The following is a 19,636-nucleotide window of genomic DNA, read 5'->3' as shown; positions in this document are numbered from 1 at the left end:
TCGATTGCAGCACCGCATTGTTGTTCGAAATGCATGGAATTTCAACGAATTCAGAATATTCCTATCGAAAATTGGTCTTGGCAAGTTCCACGATCTCGTCGCCGCGACCGTTCAGGATCGCTCGCAGCATGTAGAGGCTGAAGCCTTTCGCCTGCGCCAGCTCCACTTTCGGCGGCATCGCCAGCTCATGCTTTGACGTCACCACGTCCACGAGCGCCGGCCCCGGATAAGCGAAAGCCTTCTGCAGCGCCTCTGCGATGTCCTCGGACTCCTCCACCCGGATGCTGAAAATGCCTGCACCCTGGGCGATAGCCGCGAAGTCCGTTTTGGCCAGATCGACGTTGGTATCGAGGTATCCGGCGGCCTTGAGCTCCATTGAAACGAAGCCGAGCAAACTGTTGTTATAAACCACCACTTTGATCGGCAGGTTGAGTTGGCGGGCGCTGAGCAAGTCGCCCAGGAGCATCGATAACCCGCCGTCGCCTGAGAGCGAAATCACCTGACGCCCCGGATTCGCGCCCTGTGCGCCGAGCGCCTGGGGCATCGCGTTTGCCATGGAGCCGTGGTTGAACGAGCCGTGAAGCTGACGTTTGCCGTTCATCGTGAGGTAACGCGCAGCCCAGACGGTCGGCGTGCCGACATCGGCGGTGAAGATGGCGTCCTCGGCGGCGGCTTCGTCAATGAGCTTCGTCAGGTATTGCGGGTGGATCGCCTTGCCGGGGCCAGACGGCGTGGCGAGTTCGTCGAGCCCTTTGCGCGCCTCCGCATAATGCTTGCGGGCGGTATCGATGAACTTGCGGTCGGACTTGCGCGTGAGCTTCGGCAGGACCGCCGCGACCGTCTCCTTGACCGTGCCTACCAGCCCAAGCGCGAGCGGTGCGCGCGCGCCGAGCTTCGAGCCGCGCCAATCGACCTGGATGATCTTGGCGTCGGTGGGATAGAACGGCCGGTAGGGGAAATCGCAGCCGAGCAGGAGCAGCGTGTCGCACGACATCATCGCGTGATAGCCGGAGCTGAAGCCGATCAGCCCCGTCATGCCGACGTCATACGGGTTGTCCCATTCGATGAACTGCTTGCCGCGCATTGCGTGGACGACCGGTGCGCCCAGCATGTCCGCGAGCGCGACCACTTCGTCGTGCGCGCCCGCGGTGCCGCTGCCGCACATTAGCGTCACCGCTTCCGAGTCGTTCAGCATGGCCGCGAGCCGGTCGATATCGATGTCCGACGGCAGGATGGTCGACGGCCCCGTTGCGGACCAGCCCGGCTTTTCCGCGGGCGCGTCGCTCAACGCGACATCGCCGGGCAGCACGATCACCGCGACGCCCCGCTCTTCGATCGCCGTGCGCATCGCGCGGGCGAGCACCCGGGGGAACTGGGCGGCGCTCGACACAAGCTCCACGTAATGGCTGCATTCCTTGAACAGCGCGGTCGGATGCGTTTCCTGGAAGTAGCCCAATCCGATTTCCGTCGATGGAATATGCGCGGCAATCGCCAGCACCGGCTGCTGATTACGGTGGCAGTCATACAAGCCATTGATCAGGTGCAGGTTGCCCGGGCCGCAACTGCCGGCGCACACGGCAAGCTTGCCTGTGGATGCGGCGTCGGCGCCTGCTGCGAACGCGGCTACCTCTTCGTGCCGAGTGTGCATCCATCGAATGGAGCCGAGCTGCTCCAGGCTATAGGCGAGCCCGTTCAGGCTGTCACCCGTCACGCCCCAGATACGTTCGACGCCTGCTGCCGCCAGCGTCCTCGCCAAAAATTCCGCAACCGTGTTTCTTGCCATGTCCTGCTCCTTGGGTGAAAAGAGAGATCGGAGTGGTCGATTGCATGCCGAGTCGTCGGCATGCAATCGTCATACGCGTGCGACAGGTCGAAACGGCTCAAAGCGAAAGCATAAACGTCATGCAGGGGATCAATTATGAAAAAACCTTAATCGGCGCGTTTTACGAATGGCCGGCGATGTATGCAGACGGTGATTGCGTGAGCGTACAAGGAAACTGCGCGAAGCGGCACGAACCCATGGGAATCCGCACCGCCCTCGTTCTGGCAATCGTCGCGAGGGATCGAAGCACGCCGGTTGCTAGAATGTGCGTCCCTTCTTTCTGCCTGAGCCAAGAACCGCCCTGATGGATCTCGAACGCATTCTCTTCACGCAGGGTTTCGGCTCGCGCCGCCAATGCCGCGCGCTTATAGCCGATGGCCGCGTGTCCATCGCGGGCTCGCCGTGTGCCGATGCCGCGCTCGACATCGCGTCCGACGCGCTTGCCTCGTTCGAGTTTCAAGTCGATGGCGCGACATGGCGGTATCGGGAAAAAGCGTATCTGGCGTTGAACAAGCCACCGGGCTACGAATGCTCACGCGATCCGCAGCATCACCTGAGCGTCTTTCACCTATTGCCGCCGCAGTTGACGGAGCGCGGCGTGCAATGCGTAGGACGTCTGGATCAGGACACGACCGGTCTTCTGCTCCTCTCCGATGACGGCGCGTTCGTGCATGCGTTCACCTCACCGAAACGCAAGGTACCGAAGGTATATCTCGCGACCACCCGCCATCCACTGGACGATGCGCAACTCTCGGCATTGCGTGACGGCGTCTTGCTGCATGGCGAGTCGCAGCCAATCGCGGCCGTTAGCGCTGAACAACGCGACGAAAGGCAACTCGAGCTTTCGGTGCTCGAAGGCAAGTATCACCAGGTGAAGCGGATGGTCGCAGCAGCGGGAAACCGCGTCGAGAAATTGCATCGGGAGCGTATTGGCGGGTTTGCTCTGCCCGATGAGCTAGCCGAAGGCCAATGGCGCTGGCTGGATGTAGCAGACCTCGCCCTGCTCAGGCATTGCTGACGCGCCTCTTGCGCCCTATTCGTGCGACAGCGCGCTAAGTCGCGGTCACGGCGGGTTTAACGTCTCCATCAGGCCAACGCGGCGCGCTGCATCCATCCGGGCGCTCCGAGCGTAGAAGTGGCATCCCCTGCTTTTGGACATTTATGCCCGCACAACAAAAACGCCGCATCGTGACATTCGGTCTTGCCAGTCTTGGCGCTGCGGCGCTCGCCGCCTGTAGTCCCGTCAAACTTTTGAACGCCACCATCCCGTCGGGTGGTTACCGGAAAACGTCAGATATCGCGTATGGAAGCGATCCGCGCCAGGTACTCGATGTCTACGTGCCCGCCGCCGCGGCGAGTATCGGGCCGCGCCCGGTTGTCGTCTTTTTCTACGGCGGAAGCTGGCAGAACGGCGATCGTGGCAATTATTTGTTTGTCGCACAGGCGTTAACGTCGCGCGGTTATGTGGCCGTGCTGCCGGACTACCGCACGTATCCGGAAACGGCGTTCCCGGGCTTTGTGAATGATGCGGCGGCCGCCGCTCGCTGGACCCGCGATCATGCGCATGAATTCGGCGGCGATCCGTCGCGGCTTTTTGTAATGGGCCATTCAGCGGGCGCTCATCTTGCCGCGCTGATCGCGACCGATCCGCGTTATCTCGCTTCGCAATCGATGTCGAAGGCCGACTTGCGCGGGGTGATCGGTCTGGCCGGACCTTACGATTTCCTGCCAATCAAGGACCGCACGCTACTCGACGTCTTTCCGGCAGGCACGCGTGCCGAGAGCCAGCCGATCAACTACGTCACCGGCCACGAGCCGCCCATGTTCCTCGCGGCCGGCACGGACGACACCGTCGTCGATCCCGGCAACACCGACCGTCTGGCGGCCATGCTGCGCAAACACGGCGACTCGGTGGAGGTAAAGCATTACGACGGCTTCAGCCATATCCGCATTGTTTCGGCGCTGGCGTTGCCGTTGCGCGGACGCTCAACGGTGCTTGCCGATGTATCGGCGTTCATCGACTCGCATTTAAGCGGAGCGTAACGGCGCCGAGGCAATTCAATAGGTGTTAACACAGCACGCTGACGCCGCACTGCAGCATGCCTTTCTTACGACGTAAATCTATACTTCTTACACGACTATTAAAAGAAGCAGGAGGGCCACCATGGCCGCTCACATGACCATTGCAATGATTGCGTTCGTGGCGATCAGCGTGTTGTTTATCGTCGGATTGCTGGTGACGATGCATCTGCGCCATCGCTATCAACCCAACCTGATTGGCGCGCTGATCGGGGCCTTGCTGTGCTTCATCCTGCTGGAGACGCTACCGGTTCTGATGTGACGGCTGGATGAACGTTAGCCTGGCGCAGAAAGTCGTCGATGCTCGGGTAACGCAGCGCGTAACGCATTTCGTCTCGCAGCCGGGTGTTCTGCAGACGTCGCGATTCGCGCATGAACGAGAGCATCATCGGCTCGAGTTGCGCCTCGGCCTGCTCGCGCGAAACACGGGGCGCGCGCGGCAAGCCGAACGCATCGGCAATCAGGTCGAAATAATCCCCCATGCGCAAGTCGCTGTCATCCGATGCATGCACGACGCGCTGCGGCCGCGCCCGCCGGATCGCGAGCACGAGAATAGCGGCGAGGTCATCGGCGTGGATATGGTTGGTGTACACATCGTCGGCCGGCGCGAGCGCCGGCGTTCCCTTATGCAGGCGAGCCAGCGGCAGGCGGTTGCCGGCGTAGATACCGGGAATCCGCACAATCGATGCACTCAGCGCGCCCCGCCGCGTAGCGCGCCGCAATTGCGTTTCCGCCGATACCCGTCGTTTCGCACGCGCGTTGTCCGGCCTGACCGGGCGCGTCTCATCAATCCACGCCCCGCCACAGTCGCCATAAACGCCCGACGTGCTCGCATAGATCAGGCGGATTGGCGGCCGTCGCGCGGCGGCGCTCGAAACCCGGTCGGGTACAATAGATGCTCGTTTTATGGCTTTGGCGTGTGTTTTGACGCTGATCCCGACGCCCAATCTGACGGCCGCTGGCACGCTGTTCTTGAAGGACGCGCGAAACCATCCGCGCCACGCTCGCTGACGGGCCACAGCGCTGATCGCCATGCGCGCAACGGAACGCCGCGGCGCAGTCAACGCAGCAATCAGCGCACGGGTCCTGCTGTCGTCGTCGCCGGTTTTCTGGGGCGGCGCAAGATGCAGCACCGTGGATGCGAGACCGGCCAGCCGCCGCAGACTGCGGCGCTCGTCCAGGTTGGCAATGAGTGGTGTTGTGCCGGCGGCACGCAATTCTGCCGTGCGAGCGGGTTGACTTGAGAGTGCGATCACGCGAGGCGCGGCGGCTCGGTGAGCAAGAAGCGGCACGCAACGCAGGCCGACATCGCCGCAACCGGCAATTAGCACACGCGCGCGGCGTAGTTTTCGAGTGGCGATCATGCTGTCGATTGTAGCCGCGACAGCTTTTGCATTTGTTCCATCCAACGCATCCAGGATCTATGGCTTTCAACGTTACGCTCCGGCAAAGCGGCCGGCAGTTTCAGGTAGAACCCGACGAAGCGGTGCTGCTCGCCGCCCTGCGTCAGGGCATCGGTCTTCCCTACGGCTGCAAGAACGGAGCCTGCGGCTCATGTAAAGGCACGATCGTCTCCGGTGAGGTCGAGCAGGCGCCGCATTCGTCGTCAGCGTTGTCCAACGACGAAAAAACCCGCGGCATGGCCCTGCTCTGTTGCGCGACCGCCAAGGGCGACCTGACGGTCGACGTACGCGAAGTGGCCGGTGTAGGCGACATCCAGGTCAAGAAGCTGCCTTGCCGCGTGAACGCGCTGGAACGCAAGGCGACCGACGTCATTGAACTCAAGCTGCAATTGCCGGCCAACGAACGGCTGCAGTACCTCGCCGGCCAATACATCGAATTCATCCTGAAAGACGGCAAGCGTCGCAGCTATTCGATGGCGAGCCCGCCGCACCACGAAGGCCCGATCGAACTGCACGTTCGCCACATGCCGGGCGGCACGTTCACGGACCACGTGTTCGGACCCATGAAAGAGCGCGACATCTTGCGCTTCGAAGGCCCGCTTGGGACGTTCTTCCTGCGTGAAGATTCCGAGAAGCCCATCGTGCTGCTCGCTTCCGGCACGGGCTTCGCGCCGATCAAGGCGATTATCGAACATGCGGTGTTCAAGAACCTGAACCGGCCCATGACACTTTATTGGGGCGGCCGCCGCAAGCAAGACCTTTACATGATGGACATGGCGGAACAATGGGCGAAGGACGTGCCGAACTTCTCGTTCGTGCCGGTGCTGTCGGAACCCGATGCAAGCGACGCCTGGACCGGCCGCACGGGTTTTGTTCATCGTGCTGTCATTGAAGATCTGCCAGACTTGAGCGCGTATCAGGTGTACGCCTGTGGCGCGCCGGTGATGGTGGAATCCGCGCAACGCGATTTCACGAGTCACCACCGCTTGCCGGAGGACGAGTTCTACGCCGACTCGTTCACCAGCGCGGCGGATCTCGCCAATCCGGTTTAAGAACGCCGGTTTAGGCGCACTACTGCGTGCGAGTGTGGCGGCTCGACAAAAAAATCGGGCCGCCATGGTTTACACGCAGGAACTTCGTATCGTATTCTTCGCGAATGCTCAAAATTTACGCCACTCTTCGACGTCGCCGCTCGCCGCTCCCATAGGGATGCCGCTGGCTCGTCACGGATTGGCGCTTGAGTTTTCGAACCAGCGCACACTTCGCCACTATGAAGCCACGGAATTCCGTGGCTTTTTGCATTGTTGGTTCGGTTTTTTATCTCGCCACCTTTTACCTGATGTTTTCGTGGAGCCCGCCGTCATGAATTTCCAAGAGTATCCCGTCGAATCGCTGATGTTCATCACGAACCGTCCTGAGATCGTGTTCACGCACGGCAAGGGTTCCTGGCTCTACGACAACAACGAGAAGCGATACCTCGACTTCATCCAGGGCTGGGCGGTGAATAGTCTGGGTCATTGCAACGACGGCATGATCGAAGCCATGGACAAACAGGCTCGCACGCTCATCAACCCGTCGCCAGCGTTCTACAACGCGCCGATGGCCCAGCTCGCCGGCTTGCTGACCGCAAATAGCTGCTTCGACAAAGTGTTCTTCGCCAACAGCGGCGCCGAAGCCAACGAAGGCGCGATCAAGCTCGCGCGCAAGTGGGGCAAGAAGTTCAAGGGCGGCGCGTACGAGATCATCACCTTCGATCACAGCTTCCACGGCCGGACCTTGGCAACCATGTCGGCGAGCGGCAAGCCGGGCTGGGACACCATTTATGCACCGCAAGTGCCGGGCTTTCCGAAGGCTGACCTGAACGACATCGCGTCGGTGGAAAAACTCATCACTGATAAAACCGTCGGCGTCATGCTTGAACCTATCCAGGGCGAAGGCGGTGTGATCCCGGCCACGCGCGAGTTCATGCAGGCTCTGCGCGCGCTGACGAAGAAACATGGATTGCTGATGATCGTCGATGAAGTGCAAAGTGGTTGCGGCCGGGCCGGCACCTTGTTCGCGTATGAATTGTCGGGCGTGGAGCCGGACATCATGACCCTGGGCAAAGGCATTGGCGGCGGTGTGCCGCTGGCCGCGCTGCTCTCGACCAAGGAAGTGGCGTGCTTCGAACCTGGTGACCAGGGTGGCACGTACAACGGCAATCCGCTGATGACGGCCGCGGGCTTTTCGGTGATTTCGCAACTGACGGCGCCGGGTTTCCTCGAAGGCGTGCGTGAGCGCGGCGAGTATCTGAAGGCGCAGTTGTTGCATCTGTCGGAAGAACGCGGCTTTAACGGCGAACGTGGCGAAGGTTTGCTGCGCGCGTTGCTGCTCAACAACGACAACGGTCCGAAGATTGTCGAAATGGCACGCGACATGGGACCGGATGGTTTGCTGCTCAATGCAGCGCGGCCGAACCTGCTGCGCTTCATGCCGGCGCTGAACGTGACGAAGGACGAGATCGACCAGATGATGTCAATGCTGCGGTCCATCCTGGACGCGCTGTGATCATCCGGATCTTCGATGAGCGCGACACGCAGGACGTGCTCGCGCTCTGGGCGCAGGCGTTTCCGGAATACGCTACGCCGGGCAAACCGCAGCGCGATCCGCGTTTATCGATTCGAAACAAGCTCGCCATGCAGCCGGAGTTTTTCTTCGTCGGCTTGCTGGCAGAGCGTCTGATCGGAACGGTGATGGTGGGCTACGACGGGCATCGCGGATGGATGTATTCGCTCGCGGTAGCCGAGGATCAACGCGGGAATGGTTACGCCCGCGCGCTGGTTCAGCACGCAGAGCGCGCGCTAGCCGCTATCGGATGTCCGAAGCTGAATTTGCAGATCATGGCGAACAAGCCTGAGACGCAGGCGTTTTACGCAAAGCTCGGTTATCAGATGGATGAGGTCGTCAGTTTCGGCAAGCGGCTTTAAACGAGCAATAAATTGAAAAAGCCGCACGCCCTTCAAAGGCATGCGGCTTTTTCTTTCATCGAACTCCGATCACTCGTCCACTCATTCGCCCAGATAAGCTGCCCGGACCTTCGGATCATCCAGCATGGTCTTCGCGTCACCCGACATGGTGACCAGACCCGAATCCATCACGTAGCCACGATTCGCCGCCTGCAACGCGAGCCGTGCGTTCTGCTCGACCAGCAACACGGTCAGGCCTTCAGAAGAAATCTCGCGCACGACCTCAAAGATCTTCTCGACCATGATCGGCGAGAGACCCATCGACGGTTCGTCGAGCAGCAACAGCTTCGGCCTCGACAACAGCGCACGCGCCATCGCCAGCATCTGCTGTTCACCACCCGACAACGTGCCCGCATACTGCGCCGCCCGCTCTTTCAGCCGCGGAAAGAAGCCGAACATGCGGTCGGTGTCTTTATCGATTTCGTCCTTGTCGTTACGCAAGTACGCGCCCATCTGCATGTTTTCAAGAATCGACATGCGCGCAAAAATGCCCCGCCCTTCCGGCACCATCGCGAGGCCGCGCTTGAGCAATTCATGCGAGGGCACGCCCTTGATCGACTGGCCCATGTATTCAATCTCGCCCGCCGAATACGCCTTCAGACCGGTGATGGCTTTCATCGTAGTCGTCTTGCCCGCGCCGTTCGCACCGATCAGCGTCACGAGTTCGCCTTGGCCAACTTCCAGGTCCACGCCCTTGACGGCGTGAATGCCGCCATAGCTGACCTGCAGGCCCTTGATCTTCAGCATTGCGCCGTTCGCACCATTCGCGTTCGCACCATTCATCGTAGCCATCAGTGAACCCCTGCCCCGAGATAAGCCTCGATCACCTTCGGATCCTTCTGCACGTCCTGCGGCAGACCCTCGGCGATCACCTTGCCGTAATCGAGCACCGTCATCCGGTTGCACAATCCCATCACCAGTTTCACATCGTGTTCGATCAAGAGGATCGTGCGGCCGTCGCCCCGAATCTTGTCGAGCAGGCGCGTGAGTTCGACCTTCTCCGTCGCGTTCATGCCGGCGGCGGGTTCATCGAGTGCGAGCAGCTTCGGATCAGTGGCGAGCGCACGTGCAATTTCCAGGCGGCGCTGGTGCCCGTACGACAGGTTGCGCGACGTGTAGTCCGCGTATTGCAGCACGCCCACATACTCCAGCAACTCCAGCGCGCGCTCCTTGATTTCCTTCTCTTCACGGCGCTCGGACGGCGTCTGCAACACCGCGCCGATCAAGCCATGCTTCGTGCGCACGTGGCGTCCGACCATCACGTTCTCGAGCGCCGTCATGCCGCCGAACAGACGAATGTTCTGGAAGGTACGCGCGATGCCTGCCTTGGCCACCTGATGCACGGCGGTCGGCGTGTACGGCGTACCGTCGAGCACGAACGAGCCCGAATCCGGCGTGTACAGGCCCGTGATCACGTTGAAGAACGTGGTCTTGCCTGCGCCATTCGGGCCGATCAAACCATAGATCTCGCCCTCCCTGATTTCCAGGCCAACTTCGTTCAATGCCTGCAAGCCGCCGAAGCGCTTGTTCACGCCCTTCACGGACAGTCGAATGGGTTTATCGCTCATTGTTTTTTCTCCGCTCTCTCGGGGCTCAGGCGCGTACCGGCTTCTTGCCAGCGCGCTTCGCAATCTTCGCGATCTTGTCTTCGTGTTTCGGCGACGGCCACAGGCCTTCCGAGCGATACAGCATGATCAGCACCATCGCGAGACCGTAGAGCAACTGGCGGATAACTTCGGTGTCCACGATCTGATGACCGAAGACGAAGTTCTGCAGCGGACCCATGGTCGAGCGCAGGAATTCGGGGAACACGGCGAGCAGCACCGCGCCCAGGATCACGCCCGGAATGTGGCCCATCCCGCCGAGCACCACGCAGGCCAGCACGACGATGGACTCCCAGAACGTGAACGATTCCGGCGACACGAAGCCCTGGAACGTACCGAACATCGCACCCGACAAACCGCCGAACGACGCGCCCATCGCGAAGGCCAGCAGTTTCACGTTACGGGTGTTGATGCCCATCGCCTTGGCGGCGATTTCGTCTTCGCGGATCGCGGCCCACGCGCGGCCAATACGCGAATGCTGCAAGCGTACGCACACGAAGATCACGAACAGCGAACACAGCACGAACAGGTAGTAATAGTTGTAGACCGAGGGAAAGTTGAACCCGAACAACGAATGGGACTTCGATAAATCGAAACCAAACAGCGACACCGGATCAACGCCCGTAATCCCCTTCGGCCCGTTCGTGATGTTGATCGGACGATCCAGGTTGTTCATGAAGATCCGGACGATTTCCCCGAAGCCCAAGGTCACGATAGCGAGGTAGTCGCCGCGCAGACGCAGCGTCGGTGCGCCGAGCAACACGCCGAAGGTGGCCGCCAGCGCCATCGCGCACGGCACGATGACCCAGAACGGCGCATGCAGCCCGCCAGGGAACAAGTGCGCTATCCACTCGAACTGCGTGGTCAGTTGCGGCGAAGAGAGCAAGGCCGCCACATACGCGCCCACCGCATAGAACGCGATATAGCCCAAGTCCAGCAGGCCGGCAAAACCCACCACCACGTTAAGACCGAGTGCCAGCATCACGTACAGCATCGCGAAGTCGAGCACGCGGACCCAGTAGTTGCCGCCGGCCGCGCCGATTATCATCGGTGCGAGCACCACGAGTACGGTAACGAGCACCGTGACAGCGTAGTTCTTCGCCGTTTTTCTTTCAGGGATGAGCGTGGTCGACGGCTCGATCGGTTGAATTGAAGTCATTCTTGTCTCTCCCTTTTAAGCGCGATCTGCGACACGTTCGCCGAGCAGGCCGGACGGACGGAACACCAGCACGATGATCAGCACGATGAAAGCGAACACGTCCTGGTAGTTACTGCCAAACACACCGCCGGTCAAATTGCCGATATACCCGGCACCGAGCTGTTCGATCAGGCCGAGCAGCACGCCGCCCACCATCGCACCGCCCAGGTTGCCGATCCCTCCCAGCACCGCCGCCGTGAACGCCTTCAACCCGGGGATAAAGCCCATGTAGAAGTGCGCGTTGCCGTATTCGGAGGCGATCATCACACCGGCGAGCGCCGCGAGCGCGGAGCCGATCATGAAGGTCGCGGAGATCACGAAGTTAGGGTTGACCCCCATCAGGCTCGCGACGCCCGGATTCTCGGCAATGGCGCGCATGGCGCGGCCGAGTTTCGTCTTGTGCACGAGCAGCAGCAGGCCACCCATCACGAGGAACGCCACCACGATGATCACGATTTCCGTCATCGAAATAACGGCGCCCGGACGATCGGCGGTTGCGGTGATCACGTTGATCGGATCGGTCGGCAGCAGTTGCGGGAAGGCCAGCGGATTGCGGCCCCAGATCATCATGGCCAGCGTCTGCAGAAGAATGGATACGCCGATAGCCGTAATCAGCGGAGCCAGACGCGGCGCCTTACGCAAGGGCCGGTAAGCCACGCGTTCGATGGTATAGCCGACCAACGCGCAGACGACAGCGGCCACCAGTAGCGCGATGACCAGTACCAACGATAACGGCATGCCCGGGAAATGGTTCTGCATGACGCCGATGGCAGACAACGCAACCATGGCGCCGACCATCAGCACGTCCCCGTGAGCGAAGTTGATGATGCCGAGAATCCCGTACACCATCGTGTAACCCAACGCGATGATGGCGTAGACGCTGCCAAGCACCAGCCCATTTAGAAACTGTTGAATGAAAATGTCCATGCTCATGTCCCCCAACTGGCCGCACAATGCAGCCGCATCCGTCGTTATATCGACTGTCCCGTTTGTCGGAACAATCCGCTAAGGCGCTGATCGTTTTCGGCGCGCAATTCATATCCATTTAGTTTGCGTTTCTTTAACCGTCGTTAGGATTGCCGATAGCCTGGATAGTTTCACGAGAAAATTTGTCTATCGTTCACACGTCATCGCCGCCAGCCAAACGTAATGCTCATTGTATAAAACGTATTTAAAGTTTGACCGGGCTGTGGGCAATAAAGGAGGATTTCTAGTATGCAAATTGTCTATTGCAAGTCGCGCACTGCTGCGGCTGGCGCACGATTGGTAAATCGTAAATCGGTCCCGGTGACTGCTTGGCTCGCATAAAGCTTACCTGTCGAATCCGATACACCGCGCGCTGCTAAGTAGTCTGCATGTTTTAGCAATTGCACGCATCTTCCCCAAAAACATTTTAATAGGGGCACGTCCTACAATTCGCAAGGGACGCCTGCGGAAAAACAACTGCTTGCGGTGCATTGTCATTGGCCGCTCGCCATCGACCATATGACATTTGTAGTAGTTATTTTTCGATCAACGGATGGCTCACGAAGGCTCTCTTGCATGCGAGCGCACGGAAATTTGGTATCCACGATCGGAAAGCCTGCGAGCATTTCGCTTATCAAGCCAGCCTGCCTGGCACTAATATCGGGAAATGCAGCATGCGGTTCGAAAAGGTGGCGGCCGAGTGAGTCGACTGTGTGCCATGAAAGTCCTGATGCTTGCTACGGCGATTCAGCCTTGCGCCGTCAAATAAGACTCAATCAAATCGCCGTTCGAAGGATTAATTAGACATGCCGCTCCATGTGTCCCGCGCAAGTGGCGTAGCGGAGCAGCAGACTTCCATTCAATTTGACCGCTATGAATGCTGAGGTAAGCGATAGATAAATTTCCTCGCCGACTAAAAGATTGCGTGGTTAAATTTATCTGTGGCACAACAACAATCTATTTATGACGATCACATATTCTCAACTTCCGACAACATTTTCTTGCCGCCTTCAAAGTGATACAACGAAATCACTCCGTGCTTTAAGTCGCCATGTGCATCGAATATTGTTCTACCCACCACCCCCGCATAGTCCGTCGTAGGCATTTTTTCCAAGATCATCGCGGGCTTTATCGAGTTGGCTCGCTTCATGGCATCTACGATGATATTTACGGCATCGTAGGTAAAAGGGGCATAAAGCCGAGTCGGCTGACCGAAGCGCTTTTCATATCGGGTCTCGAATGCTTGGCCGCCCTGCATCATCGCGAGTGGCATTCCGGGCACCGAGCAGACGATCTGATTGGTGGCGTCGCCTGCTAGATCCTTCAGCCCGTCCCGACATATGCCGTCGCCGCCCAATATCTTCGACGTTATTGCCAATTGCCGAGCCTGCTTAGCAAAAGGACCACCTGTCGCGTCCTCGCCACCATACATGATGATATCCGGCCGCTCACCTTTGATCTTGGTCAGAATGGAACGGAAATCGACTGCCTTGTCGTTCGTTGCATCATGGGACAGGACGATCATGCCATTAGACTTAGCCTGCTTTTCGAATTCATTTGCTAGACCCTGACCGTATGCGGTTGCGTCGTCAACAATCGCTACCGATCTTGACTTCAGCGCTTTAGACGCGTAGTTGGCCAGCGCCGGACCTTGTTGAGCATCGGTCGCGACCAAACGGTAGGCGGTTTTGAAACCTTGCAGTGTATAAATTGGATTAGTTGCGGAAGGCGAAATTTGAACGATACCCGCGCCGTTATAGATCTGTGAAGCAGGAATGGACGTCCCCGAATTCAGGTGCCCGACGACTGCCACGACTTGGTCGTCGACCAATTTCTGTGCGACCTGCGTGGCTTGGCGGGGGTCGCCCGCGTCGTCTTCCGCATCCAATTCAAGCGTGATTTTCTGGCCGCCGATCACTAGACCTTTTGCATTGATTTCCTCGATTGCGAGACGCGCGCCGTTTTCGTTATCTTTTCCGAGATTAGCAACGCCACCGGTCAGCGGCGCTGCGTGACCAATCTTTACAATGACCTGAGCCGAAGCCTGTGACGTCAAGCCAACTCCAAGCATGCAAGCACCGACGATCGCAAGAAGCCTGCGAGCTTTTATTTTCATTAAAATCTCCAATTCAATTTTAAAAAATATTGCCATCAAACCATGTCTGCAGACAATGGCGATTTAAAAAAGGGCGTAGGCACCATCAAGCGCGTGTCCTGTGAAACCAAATAGGCAGCGCTCGAGCTTTTATCAAGATACTCGACCCACGCGGGATCGCGCTGTAACGCCATGCGTTTCGCCGCCCGGTCAGCAACGTCGGCATAAACCCAGATATGCGTGTAGCTATTGACGTTGCCCGTTTCAGTTTGCAAATAAGCGAGCGGTTCGCCCAGATAACGGCGCTGAGTGTCGAAGCCATGTTCGGCGTAAAGCGCCAGATGGCGTTTCAGGGTGCCGGGGCGACATGTGTAAGTACGAACGTCGTAGATCACTGTACGAATACCTCGAAATCTAAATAGGAGAGATGGAAAAGGTGATGAGATCTGATTCACGCTAAGCTCCGCACCGCCTTTTCACGAATTTCACTCAACGTGGTACGCGGCGTCAATATCTCGGGGTCAATTTTCAACTCGATAAGCGCTGAGCCGTCCCAAGCAAGTGCGCGCTGTAAGGCTTGCGGGAAATCCGAGGTTTTCTCCACACGCTCAGCGTGAAGACCAAAGGATTGGGCATACAGCACGAAATCGGGATTGAATAGATCGGTTCCGATCGGCCGGCCAGGGTAGTTACTTTCCTGGTGCATCCGAATTGTTCCGTACATGCCATTATTGAAGACGATAAACACAATGGCGAGTCCGTGACGCCGAACTGTAGCGAGTTCCTGTGATGTCATCAAAAAACAGCCGTCACCGGCGAGACAGACCACTTGTCGTGATGGATGTTTCAATTTGGCCGCGATTGCTGCCGGCACCCCGTAACCCATTGCACCGCTGGTCGGTGCGAGTTGAGTGTGAAGGCGGGAAAACTGATAGTAGCGATGGGCCCATGCACTGTAGTTACCGGCACCGTTTGTTAGGATCGCATCGGGTGCGAGCGCGGCGCTTAACGTTTGAATGACGTGAGCCGGGTCGAGCTCACCACGGGGCGTCGACGGCGCAATGTAGCGAAGGTAGTTGCCGCGCAATTTGGCGGTCCATGAGAACCAGGGCATGGGATCGACCGGCGTTAGCGCCGCTGCAGCCACGGCGAATGAATCAAGACCGCTTAGCACCTTGAGTGTCGGCTGGTACACGCGTCCGAGTTCCTCAGGGCTGGACAGAACGTGAATTAACGGCTGATTCGGCACCGGTACTTGGAGCAGCGTGTAGCCACTGCTGACGATCTCGCCGAGTCGCGTACCTACCGCGATTACCAGATCGGCCTCCTGTAAAGCTAAGGCCAACTCAGGATTAACGCCAATGCCTATTTCACCGACATACTGGGCGTGGCGATTGTCGAAGAGATCCTGGCGCCGAAACGCGGAAGCGACTGGCAAGCCGTTTCTTTCAGCAAACTCCCTGATAGCGTTGTAGCCCGCGGTACCCCACCCCGGTCCGCCGAGCAACAACAGCGGCCGTTGTGCGGCGACAAGAAGTGCGCGGAGACGCGCCAGCGCAACCGGCGCCGGGTGTGATACCGGGACCTCCACGCGCGGCACGGGTGTCGGGAAAGCAGAATCGATCAGCATGTCCTCGGGTAAGGCGAGCACCACCGGCCCCGGCCGTCCGGACATTGCGACGGAGAAAGCACGCGCAATGAATTCGGGAATCCGCGCTACGTCGTCGATCTGCGCCACCCATTTGACGAACGGTCCAAACATGCGCCTGTAGTCAATTTCCTGAAATGCGTCACGCTCGAGCATGTCGCGCGCTACCTGTCCGATCAATAAGATCATCGGTGTAGAGTCCTGGAATGCGGTATGCACGCCGATGCTCGCGTTAGTCGCACCGGGTCCCCGGGTCACCATGCATACCCCAGGTTCTCCGGTCAATTTGCCGTGAGCTTCCGCCATGAATGCCGCAGCACCTTCGTGACGGCACGCCACCACGCGTACCCGGTCTTGCTGGGCGCCGAGGGCATCCAGCACATCGAGATAGCTTTCGCCGGGGACGCAAAATATCGTGTCAGTACCCTGCCTGAGCAAGGCGTCGACGACTAATTGGCCGCCGGTGTGTAATTTTAGAGAATCGGTCATTTGCGGGTTTTTTGGTCAGCGTTAGGATCACTTAGAGAAGTGCATCGTGAAACTGTAATTCACGGAAGATCGCTGACGGTAGGACGATTGCGAAGGACGCTGGTACTTTTTGGAAGGGACACGCCTTAAGTTCAAGCTGGTACCGCAGTGACGAATGGCGGAACAGCGCCAAGGCCGCGTTTAGATACGGGAATGCGGAGGATAGCCGCTGAGATGCGGAAAAGTACCAGACTGTCTCACAATCGTACTACCGCTTGAATTGCCCGATCAACTAAGCTTCAATAAGCTGGCGTGGCGGTTGCCCATCTCTAGGCCGCCGGGTCGGCTCTCTACAACGCTGATTTAAACTGCAAGGAAAAATGTGAATTTTATTTCTCATGCCCTTTCGCGGGTCAAACCTTCTGGTACGATTGCAGTCACTCAAAAAGCTCGGGAACTCGCCGCGGCTGGTCTCGACGTGATCGCTTTGGGTGACGGCGAGCCGGACTTTGAAACACCTGACAACATCAAGGGAGCCGCTGCAATAGCTATTGCAGATGGCAAAACTAAGTACCCTCCAGTGAGCGGTATTCCCGCTCTACGAGAGGCAGTGGCTGCTAAATTCAAACGGGACAATGCATTAAATTACGAGGTGGCGCAGGTCATTGTGTCGAGTGGCGGCAAGCAGGTCATTTCCAGTGCGTTATTGGCCACCCTTAATCCTGGTGACGAAGTTATCATCCCCACGCCTTACTGGGTTTCCTACCCGGAGCTTGTGGCTTTCTGCGGCGCGCAGCCTGTCTTTGCGCCCACTACAGTCGAAAATGGATTCAAAATGACGCCGGAGGTACTAGACGCGTCAATCACACCGAATACGAAATGGCTAATATTCAACTCGCCGACTAATCCTACCGGGGCCACCTATAGCCGAAGCGAATTGCGAGCGCTGGCCGCCGTGCTTTTGCGACATCCGCAAGTTTTAATTCTGGCCGACGACATTTACGAACATCTGGTCTACGACGGTCTAGCGTTTTCGACCATGGCCCAAGTAGAACCGGCGCTTTACGAGCGTACATTGACGATGAACGGCGTATCTAAGGCTTACGCAATGACCGGCTGGCGAATTGGATTCGCAGCGGGCCCCAAGGCACTGATCAAAGCCATGGATATCGTACAGGGCCATTTGACATCAGGTGCCTGCTCCATCGCACAATGGGCCGCGGTGGAAGCATTGAACGGAAATCAGGACGGTCTGACCGCACGGCGTGAAATCTACCAGAAAAGGCGCGACCTAGTCGTAGAGGCCCTTTCCCAGGCACGTGGCCTGATGTGTCAGGTTCCTTCAGGCGCTTTTTATGTTTTTCCCTCATGCAATGACGCCTTGGGCAAAAACACGCGCGACGGCAAGCAGATCGCTACCGACAAGGATTTTGTCTCCGCGCTACTCGAGGATACCGGGGTCGCGGTTGTGCCAGGGTCGGCGTTCGGCACCGATGGTCATTTCAGACTGTCTTACGCCGCCAGCACTGAATCGCTTCAGGAAGGGTGTGACCGGATCGTCAGGTTTTGCGCCTCGCTGTCTTGACTCCGCAAAGGCATGTTGCGCCAACTCTGCTTACGGAGCAGAATTATCACTGGCTATCCCCGGTTAGCGCGGTTGGCCGTATCGTTTCTTGAACTCGACCGGCGTGAACTGGGTTCGTTTTTTGAAGAACCGGCTGAAATAGGCGTGGTCGTCAAAATGAAGCTGATAGGCAATTTCAGAGATCGCCATATCTGTATTGCTTAACAGCCTCTTTGCTTCGAGAACCAGACGCTCGTAAATTAGGTCGCTCGCTGTCTTGCCCAACGTTCTTTTTACCGCGTCGTTTAACGTCCGCTCGGTCACATGCAACTCCTGTGCATAGTTGCGCAAATGACCATAATGGAGATACTGCTGCTCAATTAGCAGGTTGAAGCGTCTTACCAAGGTGTAGTTTTGCGATGATGCGCGATCGGTTGAACGCTCGGGGTAACAGCGGCGCAGGCGCGTTAGCAAAATCAGCAGATACGAACGAACAATATCTAGGCGCGCTTCGTCCTGTCTAAGCATTTCCTGCTCCATTTCAAACACGAGAGATAGCAACGTGTCATGCTGTGTCTGATCCAGATACAGCACGGGGGCATTGGAAGTCATATGGAAAAACGGGAATTTCGCTATCTCGTCTGCGCGCGGGAACATCTTCACAAAAAATTCGACGCTGAAATTAATGATAAAACCTTGCGGTTTGACGCTTGAGGTCCACGAGTGTAACTGGCCCGGAGAGATAAAGAACACCGAATTCGAGCGTGCCTCGAAGATCTCGAAATCAACCCGATGCGTTCCCGCTACCTCGCTCATCCAAAGCAAATGGTAGTAGTCGTGACGGTGCAGAAATTCACGCGGAATGTCTGGTTGATTCTCTAGCCTGACCAGATCAAAATCAGGGCTACCTGTGTCACCGCTGAAGCGTGAACTAGCAAACACTGGGAAGTCGGAGTTGAGCATGGCAGGAGCGAAGTTGAATATTGAGCCGCGATAAAAGTCGCTGCAGAAGCGGAACTAGATTCGGGGTTAGTGTACGGATTTCTCGACTCATTGTCCTCCCTCGTATGCGCGTTCACTGCGCGATTGCGCACGACGTATGAGGTTGGGCTCGGATTTCGGATACCAACAGTAGCTGGTTAAATTCATCTCGTTAGTGGGTAGCCCCATTGCCTCTCGGCAACGAGGCCCCCGAAGAACCGTACGTGCGAGCTTTCCCCGCATACGGCTCGAGCACAGTATTAAACGTCGAATAGACGCCGGTCTTGCCAGACCGCGCAAGCCCTTCGCAAATATCACATTGTTGATTCGCCTCATCGCTGAGACGAAGGGTGCTGAACCGTAGACATACCGGTCTCTCACAAGCTTCCCTTCGATGAATCTCAAAAGTGGACCTGCGACAACTGCACCACGCGGAAGTCTGCACCCTTTCAGGTCGAGGCAAATCTTGAACCCCTGTGCGGGCTATTACCGCCCGCCATTCGCTTTCTCCGCGTTCTCATATCCACTTGCCCAACAGCTTGCCTCGCGGCTCACCTGCCGTAGCCAAATATCTGGCATGGGCGGACAATTGGACTTACCACGTTCCCGCTCCTGTCGCCCCAGATGCGACCTTCACTTCTATCGCATCGGGACTATCCGTTTAGCGCCCGTCTATTCCCCGGCAGCGTTGTGACGGCGTGCCCCCACTGTATAAAAGAGCATCCAGCTGCATACCTTTTTGGCCGGGCCTATCAGCCGCTTTGGCCCGTTGACACTCACGAGGTTTATCGACGATTCACATC

At 58.0% G+C, this 19,636-nt stretch carries 17 protein-coding genes; 7 read left to right on the top strand and 10 right to left on the bottom strand.

What is annotated here, in order from left to right; all coding sequences use genetic code 11:
• Window positions 1–61: 61 nt before the first annotated feature.
• A complete protein-coding gene (gene poxB / locus GSQ93_RS14295; protein WP_158936339.1) occupies window positions 62–1,783 on the bottom strand; it encodes a ubiquinone-dependent pyruvate dehydrogenase in 1,722 nt (573 codons plus the stop codon).
• Between the two features lie 343 nt (window positions 1,784–2,126).
• Between poxB and GSQ93_RS14290 the strand changes: the two genes are divergently transcribed.
• From GSQ93_RS14290 to GSQ93_RS37615, 3 genes are all read left to right on the top strand, one after another.
• A complete protein-coding gene (locus GSQ93_RS14290) occupies window positions 2,127–2,840 on the top strand; it encodes a pseudouridine synthase (RefSeq protein WP_158936338.1) in 714 nt (237 codons plus the stop codon).
• Window positions 2,841–2,983: 143 nt separating this feature from the next.
• Window positions 2,984–3,865 (top strand): alpha/beta hydrolase, encoded by an 882-nt coding sequence (locus GSQ93_RS14285; RefSeq protein ID WP_158936337.1) that lies wholly within the window; start codon window positions 2,984–2,986, stop codon window positions 3,863–3,865.
• 121 nt (window positions 3,866–3,986) lie between these two features.
• Entirely contained in the window at window positions 3,987–4,163 is a 177-nt protein-coding gene (locus GSQ93_RS37615; protein ID WP_031359874.1) for a hypothetical protein, read from the top strand.
• On the opposite strand, the gene GSQ93_RS14280 is transcribed toward GSQ93_RS37615, so the two are convergent.
• Window positions 4,129–5,265 (bottom strand): NAD-dependent epimerase/dehydratase family protein, encoded by a 1,137-nt coding sequence (locus GSQ93_RS14280; RefSeq protein ID WP_158936336.1) that lies wholly within the window; start codon window positions 5,263–5,265, stop codon window positions 4,129–4,131. The two genes, GSQ93_RS37615 and GSQ93_RS14280, sit on opposite strands and share 35 nt — an antisense overlap.
• Window positions 5,266–5,324: 59 nt before the next feature.
• On the opposite strand from GSQ93_RS14280, the gene GSQ93_RS14275 reads away from it, so the two are divergent.
• From GSQ93_RS14275 to GSQ93_RS14265, 3 genes are all read left to right on the top strand, one after another.
• Window positions 5,325–6,356 (top strand): CDP-6-deoxy-delta-3,4-glucoseen reductase, encoded by a 1,032-nt coding sequence (locus tag GSQ93_RS14275; RefSeq protein WP_158936335.1) that lies wholly within the window; start codon window positions 5,325–5,327, stop codon window positions 6,354–6,356.
• 310 nt (window positions 6,357–6,666) lie between these two features.
• Window positions 6,667–7,851, top strand: a complete 1,185-nt coding sequence (locus GSQ93_RS14270; protein ID WP_158936334.1) for an acetylornithine transaminase — start codon at window positions 6,667–6,669, stop codon at window positions 7,849–7,851.
• Window positions 7,848–8,270 (top strand): GNAT family acetyltransferase, encoded by a 423-nt coding sequence (locus GSQ93_RS14265; RefSeq protein WP_158936333.1) that lies wholly within the window; start codon window positions 7,848–7,850, stop codon window positions 8,268–8,270. Before GSQ93_RS14270 ends, GSQ93_RS14265 begins: the two co-directional genes overlap by 4 nt.
• An 81-nt stretch (window positions 8,271–8,351) precedes the next feature.
• Here the strand turns inward: GSQ93_RS14265 and GSQ93_RS14260 are convergent, their stop codons facing one another.
• The 7 genes from GSQ93_RS14260 to GSQ93_RS14230 all read right to left on the bottom strand — a co-directional run bounded on the left by GSQ93_RS14260 (window position 8,352) and on the right by GSQ93_RS14230 (window position 16,309).
• On the bottom strand, window positions 8,352–9,056 hold the full coding sequence (locus GSQ93_RS14260) for an ABC transporter ATP-binding protein (protein ID WP_158936828.1): 705 nt from the start codon (window positions 9,054–9,056) through the stop codon (window positions 8,352–8,354).
• Between the two features lie 44 nt (window positions 9,057–9,100).
• The gene (locus GSQ93_RS14255; protein ID WP_158936332.1) at window positions 9,101–9,877 is read right to left on the bottom strand and encodes an ABC transporter ATP-binding protein; all 777 of its coding nucleotides are present in this window, start codon (window positions 9,875–9,877) and stop codon (window positions 9,101–9,103) included.
• Between the two features lie 25 nt (window positions 9,878–9,902).
• Window positions 9,903–11,072: an ABC transporter ATP-binding protein gene (locus GSQ93_RS14250; protein ID WP_158936331.1), complete on the bottom strand. Its 1,170-nt coding sequence runs from the start codon at window positions 11,070–11,072 to the stop codon at window positions 9,903–9,905.
• 15 nt (window positions 11,073–11,087) lie between these two features.
• Window positions 11,088–12,038: a branched-chain amino acid ABC transporter permease gene (locus GSQ93_RS14245; protein WP_158936330.1), complete on the bottom strand. Its 951-nt coding sequence runs from the start codon at window positions 12,036–12,038 to the stop codon at window positions 11,088–11,090.
• Window positions 12,039–13,047: 1,009 nt separating this feature from the next.
• Window positions 13,048–14,193, bottom strand: a complete 1,146-nt coding sequence (locus GSQ93_RS14240) for a branched-chain amino acid ABC transporter substrate-binding protein (RefSeq protein ID WP_158936329.1) — start codon at window positions 14,191–14,193, stop codon at window positions 13,048–13,050.
• A gap of 35 nt (window positions 14,194–14,228) precedes the next feature.
• Complete coding sequence (locus GSQ93_RS14235; RefSeq protein ID WP_254073876.1) at window positions 14,229–14,627, bottom strand: NIPSNAP family protein; 399 nt, start codon at window positions 14,625–14,627, stop codon at window positions 14,229–14,231.
• A complete protein-coding gene (locus tag GSQ93_RS14230; RefSeq protein ID WP_158936328.1) occupies window positions 14,624–16,309 on the bottom strand; it encodes a thiamine pyrophosphate-binding protein in 1,686 nt (561 codons plus the stop codon). The genes GSQ93_RS14235 and GSQ93_RS14230 overlap by 4 nt, the downstream gene beginning before the upstream one ends.
• A gap of 361 nt (window positions 16,310–16,670) precedes the next feature.
• Here GSQ93_RS14230 and GSQ93_RS14225 point away from each other — a divergent pair, with 361 nt between their 5' ends.
• Complete coding sequence (locus tag GSQ93_RS14225) at window positions 16,671–17,873, top strand: pyridoxal phosphate-dependent aminotransferase (protein WP_158936327.1); 1,203 nt, start codon at window positions 16,671–16,673, stop codon at window positions 17,871–17,873.
• 63 nt (window positions 17,874–17,936) lie between these two features.
• Here the strand turns inward: GSQ93_RS14225 and GSQ93_RS14220 are convergent, their stop codons facing one another.
• Window positions 17,937–18,815 (bottom strand): helix-turn-helix domain-containing protein, encoded by an 879-nt coding sequence (locus tag GSQ93_RS14220; protein WP_158936326.1) that lies wholly within the window; start codon window positions 18,813–18,815, stop codon window positions 17,937–17,939.
• Between the last annotated feature and the right edge of the window lie 821 nt (window positions 18,816–19,636).

Source organism: Burkholderia sp. S171 (assembly GCF_009766085.1).
Classification (GTDB): domain Bacteria; phylum Pseudomonadota; class Gammaproteobacteria; order Burkholderiales; family Burkholderiaceae; genus Caballeronia.
This window is presented reverse-complemented; position numbering and strand designations above follow the sequence as displayed.

Coding starts and splice junctions, on each gene's coding strand:
- poxB (WP_158936339.1), bottom strand. CDS start 1,783: ATGGCAAGAAACACGGTTGCGGAATTTTTGGCGAGGACGCTGGCGGCA.
- GSQ93_RS14290 (WP_158936338.1), top strand. CDS start 2,127: ATGGATCTCGAACGCATTCTCTTCACGCAGGGTTTCGGCTCGCGCCGC.
- GSQ93_RS14285 (WP_158936337.1), top strand. CDS start 2,984: ATGCCCGCACAACAAAAACGCCGCATCGTGACATTCGGTCTTGCCAGT.
- GSQ93_RS37615 (WP_031359874.1), top strand. CDS start 3,987: ATGGCCGCTCACATGACCATTGCAATGATTGCGTTCGTGGCGATCAGC.
- GSQ93_RS14280 (WP_158936336.1), bottom strand. CDS start 5,265: ATGATCGCCACTCGAAAACTACGCCGCGCGCGTGTGCTAATTGCCGGT.
- GSQ93_RS14275 (WP_158936335.1), top strand. CDS start 5,325: ATGGCTTTCAACGTTACGCTCCGGCAAAGCGGCCGGCAGTTTCAGGTA.
- GSQ93_RS14270 (WP_158936334.1), top strand. CDS start 6,667: ATGAATTTCCAAGAGTATCCCGTCGAATCGCTGATGTTCATCACGAAC.
- GSQ93_RS14260 (WP_158936828.1), bottom strand. CDS start 9,056: ATGCTGAAGATCAAGGGCCTGCAGGTCAGCTATGGCGGCATTCACGCC.
- GSQ93_RS14255 (WP_158936332.1), bottom strand. CDS start 9,877: ATGAGCGATAAACCCATTCGACTGTCCGTGAAGGGCGTGAACAAGCGC.
- GSQ93_RS14250 (WP_158936331.1), bottom strand. CDS start 11,072: ATGACTTCAATTCAACCGATCGAGCCGTCGACCACGCTCATCCCTGAA.
- GSQ93_RS14245 (WP_158936330.1), bottom strand. CDS start 12,038: ATGGACATTTTCATTCAACAGTTTCTAAATGGGCTGGTGCTTGGCAGC.
- GSQ93_RS14240 (WP_158936329.1), bottom strand. CDS start 14,193: ATGAAAATAAAAGCTCGCAGGCTTCTTGCGATCGTCGGTGCTTGCATG.
- GSQ93_RS14230 (WP_158936328.1), bottom strand. CDS start 16,309: ATGACCGATTCTCTAAAATTACACACCGGCGGCCAATTAGTCGTCGAC.
- GSQ93_RS14220 (WP_158936326.1), bottom strand. CDS start 18,815: ATGCTCAACTCCGACTTCCCAGTGTTTGCTAGTTCACGCTTCAGCGGT.